This is a genomic window from Rhodopila globiformis, assembly GCF_002937115.1.
GTDB lineage: Bacteria > Pseudomonadota > Alphaproteobacteria > Acetobacterales > Acetobacteraceae > Rhodopila > Rhodopila globiformis.
In genome coordinates this window covers 1-5,479 of the sequence record NZ_NHRY01000027.1, presented here as the reverse complement: position 1 = coordinate 5,479, position 5,479 = coordinate 1, and the positions used below count along the sequence as shown (strand labels likewise).

General features: G+C 65.5%; 7 protein-coding genes. 1 reads left to right on the top strand and 6 read right to left on the bottom strand.

Annotated features, from left to right (window positions below):
• From CCS01_RS00615 to CCS01_RS00590, 6 genes are all read right to left on the bottom strand, one after another.
• The coding region (locus CCS01_RS00615; protein WP_456307578.1) for a primosomal protein N' family DNA-binding protein at window positions 1–587 on the bottom strand (587 nt) is incomplete at its 3' end.
• Between the two features lie 410 nt (window positions 588–997).
• Entirely contained in the window at window positions 998–2,341 is a 1,344-nt protein-coding gene (locus CCS01_RS00610) for an ABC1 kinase family protein (RefSeq protein ID WP_104516899.1), read from the bottom strand.
• Between the two features lie 127 nt (window positions 2,342–2,468).
• The gene (locus CCS01_RS00605; RefSeq protein ID WP_104516898.1) at window positions 2,469–3,422 is read right to left on the bottom strand and encodes an NAD(P)-dependent oxidoreductase; all 954 of its coding nucleotides are present in this window, start codon (window positions 3,420–3,422) and stop codon (window positions 2,469–2,471) included.
• Complete coding sequence (locus CCS01_RS00600) at window positions 3,419–3,745, bottom strand: carboxymuconolactone decarboxylase family protein (protein ID WP_104516897.1); 327 nt, start codon at window positions 3,743–3,745, stop codon at window positions 3,419–3,421. Before CCS01_RS00600 ends, CCS01_RS00605 begins: the two co-directional genes overlap by 4 nt.
• A gap of 78 nt (window positions 3,746–3,823) precedes the next feature.
• A complete protein-coding gene (gene vapC / locus CCS01_RS00595) occupies window positions 3,824–4,225 on the bottom strand; it encodes a type II toxin-antitoxin system VapC family toxin (protein ID WP_104516896.1) in 402 nt (133 codons plus the stop codon).
• On the bottom strand, window positions 4,222–4,434 hold the full coding sequence (locus CCS01_RS00590) for a type II toxin-antitoxin system VapB family antitoxin (protein ID WP_104516895.1): 213 nt from the start codon (window positions 4,432–4,434) through the stop codon (window positions 4,222–4,224). The genes vapC and CCS01_RS00590 overlap by 4 nt, the downstream gene beginning before the upstream one ends.
• A gap of 335 nt (window positions 4,435–4,769) precedes the next feature.
• On the opposite strand from CCS01_RS00590, the gene CCS01_RS32470 reads away from it, so the two are divergent.
• The gene (locus CCS01_RS32470; protein WP_146101511.1) at window positions 4,770–5,312 is read left to right on the top strand and encodes an RNA-dependent RNA polymerase family protein; all 543 of its coding nucleotides are present in this window, start codon (window positions 4,770–4,772) and stop codon (window positions 5,310–5,312) included.
• Window positions 5,313–5,479: the final 167 nt, after the last annotated feature.

Below are 5,479 nucleotides of genomic sequence, written 5' to 3'. Positions count from 1 at the left end.
GGGTGGTCGGGGTCGGGGATCCGGAAGGGCGAACCCGGGCTGAGAAGTTCGGTGACGACCAGCCCCGCCTCGACCATGCCGCGCAGCACGGCAGGGCTGGCGTCCGCCGCCGGCAGCAGGTCCCCGGCCAGCAGGGGCTCCCGCTGCGCCAGCACATCCAGCACGCGCTGCCGGGGCGGGGTCAGGCGCACCGCCGGCGGGGTTTCGGCGCGGCGATAGCGGACCACCGGCCTGGTGACGCCGGAGACGACGCGCAGCGCCATCGCCATCACCTCGCCGGGCGGGGTGAGAGTGTAGGCGGCGATCCAGTCGACGAAGCGGCGCAGCGATTCCGTCATCGGCGGGGTGTCGAGGATGCTGACGACGGATTTCAGCTTTTGCGCCGGCACCGCGGCATCGGGCGGGGCGTCCCAGACGACGCCGATTTCCTCGCGCCGGTTGAGCGGCACGATCACGACGTCGCCGGGCTTCGGCTCCAGCCCCGGCGGCACGCGGTAATCGAACGGGCCCGGGAACGGGTAGGGCAGCAGCACCGGGACCCGGTGCTCCGCGGCCGTCAATCCGAGCGTGGGCTGAGGCGATGACACGGTCTGCTATCGGCTGTCGCGCGTTCGTGTTGCCTGAGTGTGGCACAAACGGGCGGGGTGGCGTGACTTTCTTTCGGGCGGCCGCCGGGGTGGGGATAGCGACCGACGGAGCGAGGTCGTCACCCCGCCGTCATGGCCGGACGCGTCGCCATGCGTATCAGGATAGGGCGTCCGGCGGAGCAAGGTCTTTTCCCTCACCGTCATGGCCGGGCGTGTCCCGGCCATCTGCGCTTCGACGGTTGGGGGGGGGCATGGCCGGGACACGCCCGGCCATGACGGTGAGGGAACGGCCGCGGCGCCAAATCCTTCTCCGGCCGCTGTCCTATCCTGACGCGCCCGGCCGTGACGAGGGGGAACGGACCCGGCCGGGTGGTTGTCCGCGGCGCACCGTGGTTCGGGCCGTCCCATCGCTACCGTGCCGCGGGGACCCCCGCCTCGGCCAGGACGGCGGCCTGGCGTTCGGCGAGGGCTTCCTCACTGAAGTCGGCGATCAGGTCCTGGAACAGGCGGCACCAGTTCAGCTCGGCCTTGAGGCGCAGGAACACGCCGCCGAGGCCGATGGCGGAGCGGTCCATCAGCACGAACTCGCGCGGCGGCATGACGCCACCGGTGCGCTTCAGGCCGGCGTGCACCCGTTCGGCGACCTCGCGCCCGTACTGCACGTCGTCGGTTTCCTGGATACGGCGGGTGCGGTCGTCGGTCAGCGGGCCATAAAGGAAGCGGGCCCACAGGTTCAGGATGTCCATCTTCTCCTGCGAGAGCTCCGCGAAGCCCCAGCTTTCGTAGGCGTGCCGGGCCTTGGCGTCGTCGTTGTCGCGCACGGCCTCGAACAGCTCGATCACGCCGCGGACGAACTTGGGGCGGAAGACGCGGATGGCGCCGAAGTCCAGCAGATTGACTGACGCATCGGGGCGCACCTGGTAGTTGCCCAGATGCGGGTCGCCGTGGATCACGCCGTAGCGGTAGAACGGCACGTACCAGGCGCGGAACAGCGCCTCGGCGATCCGGTTGCGCTCCTCCTGCGGCGGGTCTTCGCCCAGGCGCTGCATCAGCGGGCGGCCGTCGAGCCACGTCATGGTCAGCAGGCGCTTGGTGCTGAACTGCGGCAGCGGCACCGGGATGTGGACGCTGGGGTAGTCCCGCATCATCAGGCCATACAGGCGCATCTGCGCGGCCTCGCGCTCGTAATCCAGTTCCTCGCGCAGGCGCTCGCGGAGTTCCTTGTAGATCTCGTCCTGCTGGATGGCGTTGTCCATACGATGGTACACGGCCATCGCCATTTTCATCTGCCGCAGGTCGGCCTCGACCGTGCTGGGCATGTCGGGGTACTGCAGCTTGCAGGCGACGTCGGTACCATCATGCAACCTGGCCCGGTGCACCTGGCCGAGGCTGGCGGCGGCGGCGGCCTCATGGCTGAAACTCGCGAACTTCGACATCCAGTCCGGACCAAGCTCGCTGCTCATGCGGCGGCGGACGAAGTTCCAGCCCATCGGCGGGGCGTTGGCCTGAAGCTGCGCCAGCTCCTCGGCGTACTCGGCGGGCAGGGCGTCGGGCACGGTGGAGAGGAACTGCGCCACCTTCATCAGCGGCCCCTTCAGGCCGCCGAGAATCGCCTTCAGGTCCTCGGCGTGCGCGGCGCGGTCGGTCTTGATGCCGAACACACGCTCGCCGGCGACGCGCGCGGCGATGCCGCCGACGGCGCCGGAGGTGCGGGCGAGGCGGCGGATTTCGCCGAACAGGCTGCTACCGGACATATGCGCATCCGGTTGGGGCGTGTCCGGTTGGGGAACGCGACGGGTTCGGCCAGGTCATAATAGGATTTCTCTCATAGGGACGCGCATCATACCCCATATTTTGTGGCACGTCCCGGTTTGCAAGTCGCTACCCCCCTTTGGCCCGGTTCTCGATCGCTTCAGCCAGGCGTTGCGGGTCGACCTTGATCTCCACCCCGGCCCGTTCGGTCTGCAACAGCATGATGGCGCGGGAGTCGCGGGCGCCCCAGCCGCGGTTCAGCCCCTCGGCCAGATCGGCCAGCGCCAGGTTGGCCAGCCGCATCGGCACGTTCAGCTCCCGCCCCAGGGCGGTGGCCAGCGATACGTCCTTGTGCGCGAGCTTCAGGGCGAAGGCGGGGGGCTCGTACTGGTTGGGCAGGAACTGGTCGGTCAGCGACTCGAACGCGCCGCGCCGACCGATGGCGCCCTGGCGGACGGCGTGCCAGATGGCGAGGGGCTCGATGCCGGCCTTGACGCCCATGCTGAACACCTCGGCCGCCGCGGCGGTGGCGATGTAGCCGTAGCAGTTGTGCACCAGCTTGGCGACCGAGCCGGCGCCGATGGGGCCGATGTACTGCGCCTGGTCGCCGATGGTGTCCAGCACCGGCTTGTGCTTCTCAAACACGGACTGGTCGCCGCCGCACCAGATGGCGAGCTTGCCGGTCTGCGCACCGCGGGGGCCGCCGCTGACCGGGGCGTCGAACAGGTAGGCATTTTTTCTTTGATAGTCCGCGTGCGCCTTGCGCACGGTGGTGGGCGAGTTCGTTGTCAGGTCGAAATACGCGGCGCCGGGGCGGATGGCGGCCAGCAGGCCGTTCTCGGCGTAGGTGACGGCATCGAACTCGGCGGGGCCGGGCAGGGAGGTGAAGATGATGTCGGAGGCTTCGGCGATCGCCGCCGGGCTGTCGGCCCAGACGGCGCCGTTGCGCAGGTGGGTGGCGGCGGCGGGCTCGCCGCGGATATCGTAAACGAGGACGGTGTGGCCTTGCGGCTGGATGCCTTTCTGCAGGTTGGCGGCCATGCTGGCGCCCATGGTGCCGAGGCCGATGAAGCCGGCTTTCATGGATTGGCCTCGAAGATTTCGCGGGCGATGTTGGCGGCGGACATCGCGGCGGGCCAGCCGGCGTAGAACGCCACGTGGGTGATCATTTCGGATATCTCGGTCTTGGTGAGGCCGTTATCAAGGGCCCGCTGCAAATGTCCGCGGAGCTGCTCCGGGCGGTAGGTGGCGGTGAGGACGGCAATGGTGACCAGGCTGCGGTCGCGCTTGGAGAGTTCCTTGCGTTCCCAGATGTCGCCGAACAGGACGTTCTCGGTGACTTCGATCATCTTCGGCACGGTGTTGCGGACGCGGTCGCGCGCGGCGGAGGAGGGGGGCTGGGCCATGGGGTTTCCTCTCGTTGTGTGGTGGTCCGGGGGGATTGCACACCATGCGGGAGGGGTTGTCCAATTTGGCGGGTGGGGTCAGGGGGCGATGACGGAGAGGCCGAGGTGGTGTTCCATTGCGGCGAAGTCACGGTCGTCGTGCAGCAGCGCGTGGCCGCCGGCGATGCAGAAGGTGCCGATGATGATGTCGGCCGTCTTGCGGATGGTGATGCCGAGCGCTCGCAGCCGCCGGTAGTTCCGCGCCGCCTGGACCGCGAGGTCGGCATCGAGCATCGGGGCGATCGGGTAGGTTTCCAGCGCGCGCTGTATCCGGGCGGCATGCGCGTCGTCGCGGGCGCCTTGCAGGACCTCCAGCAGGATGATGTCGCCGAGGAGGATCTGGTCGTCCGCGGTATCGACGGTCTCGCGCAGCCGACGCACGACCGGTGTTGCCAGGCCGCGCAGGTTGGCGATCCAGGCGGAGCTGTCGACGACGATCACGGCTGCCGATCAGCGTCTCGGCCTTCCCGCATGGCGTCCAGGTCGCCTTCCCAGCCAAGCCCCGCCATGTCGGCCAGCGCCTTGCGGCGGCGGGCGCTTTGCACGAGGCGGCGCAGGGCTTCCTCGACGGTCGCCTTTTTGGTCGGCAAGCCGGTCGCGGCCATCGCTTCGGTCAGCAGGTTGTCGTCGATGTCGATGTTCGTGCGCATGTGAGGGTTAGCAGTGTGTATGATCGGATGATCTTATGCACATGAGATTGATTCTCGTCCAGCGTCTCAATCGGCGACGCGCAATTGCATGCCGAAGGCGCCGCTCTGTCGCCGGTTTGCGCTGATTGGCTTGATCGCGCCGTAGGGAACAACTGTCATTTCGATGCGGCCTTCCGTCGCCACCTGCTCGACCCGTGTCTGAGGCGTTTTATCACCTCGCTGTTGCCACGAGTGTCTATTCCATTGTAGGAAGAATTTGGTATCAGAGCAACCTGAGGCGGACAGAAGCCGGTCCGGACCCTTGGAGTGCAAAAGGCGTTACCAGGAAAGAATCGATGCTCGATTGGGGTGAGTTGCTTTGCAGGGGTTACCTTCCAGAGGTTCTTCCGCCTGTCTTTTCGACAAAGCAGTTTGGCGAGTTCGTCCTAAAGCTTGGTAAGTCGGATTACATCGGAAAAAAAGGCCCGCAAGGTAGAACGAAGGTCGCCGAGTATAGTGCGACCAAGCGTGCAAATCAACGGCGGACCTTCGGTTTCCCGCATCCAGAAAGTTTTCATGACATTTCTCTCTTTATATCAAAGCATTGGGGAGAAATCGAAACTCACTTTGCAAAATCAAATTATTCAAGGTCAACCCCAGAACCGACACCGTTTATCGATAGGGCTATCGAAATCACATCGCATCGTGATCTTGCGGTCATCTTATACAAGGAGATGTCCGCCTATAGATATATTGTTAAAACCGATATATCTCGATTTTACCATTCTATATACACCCACTCGATTTCATGGGCGATTCATGGCAAGATAGCCTCCAAATTGGACGCGCTCTCGGGCACATCGAAACTTTTGTTTGCGAAACTTGACGCACTAACGTAACCGGGAGTTCCCCCGGCTCTGCCGGGGAGGCAGCAGCAGTTTGACATTTGCGGGGGTAGGCCCCGGTTCGCCCATCAATGAAACTCTGGAGCGTGAGCCGCCAAAGCACACGCTGATGGAGTTCCATCAATGGACGAATTCGAGAGCCTAAATCACACCAAATGGGA

Coding starts and splice junctions, on each gene's coding strand:
- CCS01_RS00610 (WP_104516899.1), bottom strand. CDS start 2,341: ATGTCCGGTAGCAGCCTGTTCGGCGAAATCCGCCGCCTCGCCCGCACC.
- CCS01_RS00605 (WP_104516898.1), bottom strand. CDS start 3,422: ATGAAAGCCGGCTTCATCGGCCTCGGCACCATGGGCGCCAGCATGGCC.
- CCS01_RS00600 (WP_104516897.1), bottom strand. CDS start 3,745: ATGGCCCAGCCCCCCTCCTCCGCCGCGCGCGACCGCGTCCGCAACACC.
- CCS01_RS00590 (WP_104516895.1), bottom strand. CDS start 4,434: ATGCGCACGAACATCGACATCGACGACAACCTGCTGACCGAAGCGATG.
- CCS01_RS32470 (WP_146101511.1), top strand. CDS start 4,770: ATGCTCGATTGGGGTGAGTTGCTTTGCAGGGGTTACCTTCCAGAGGTT.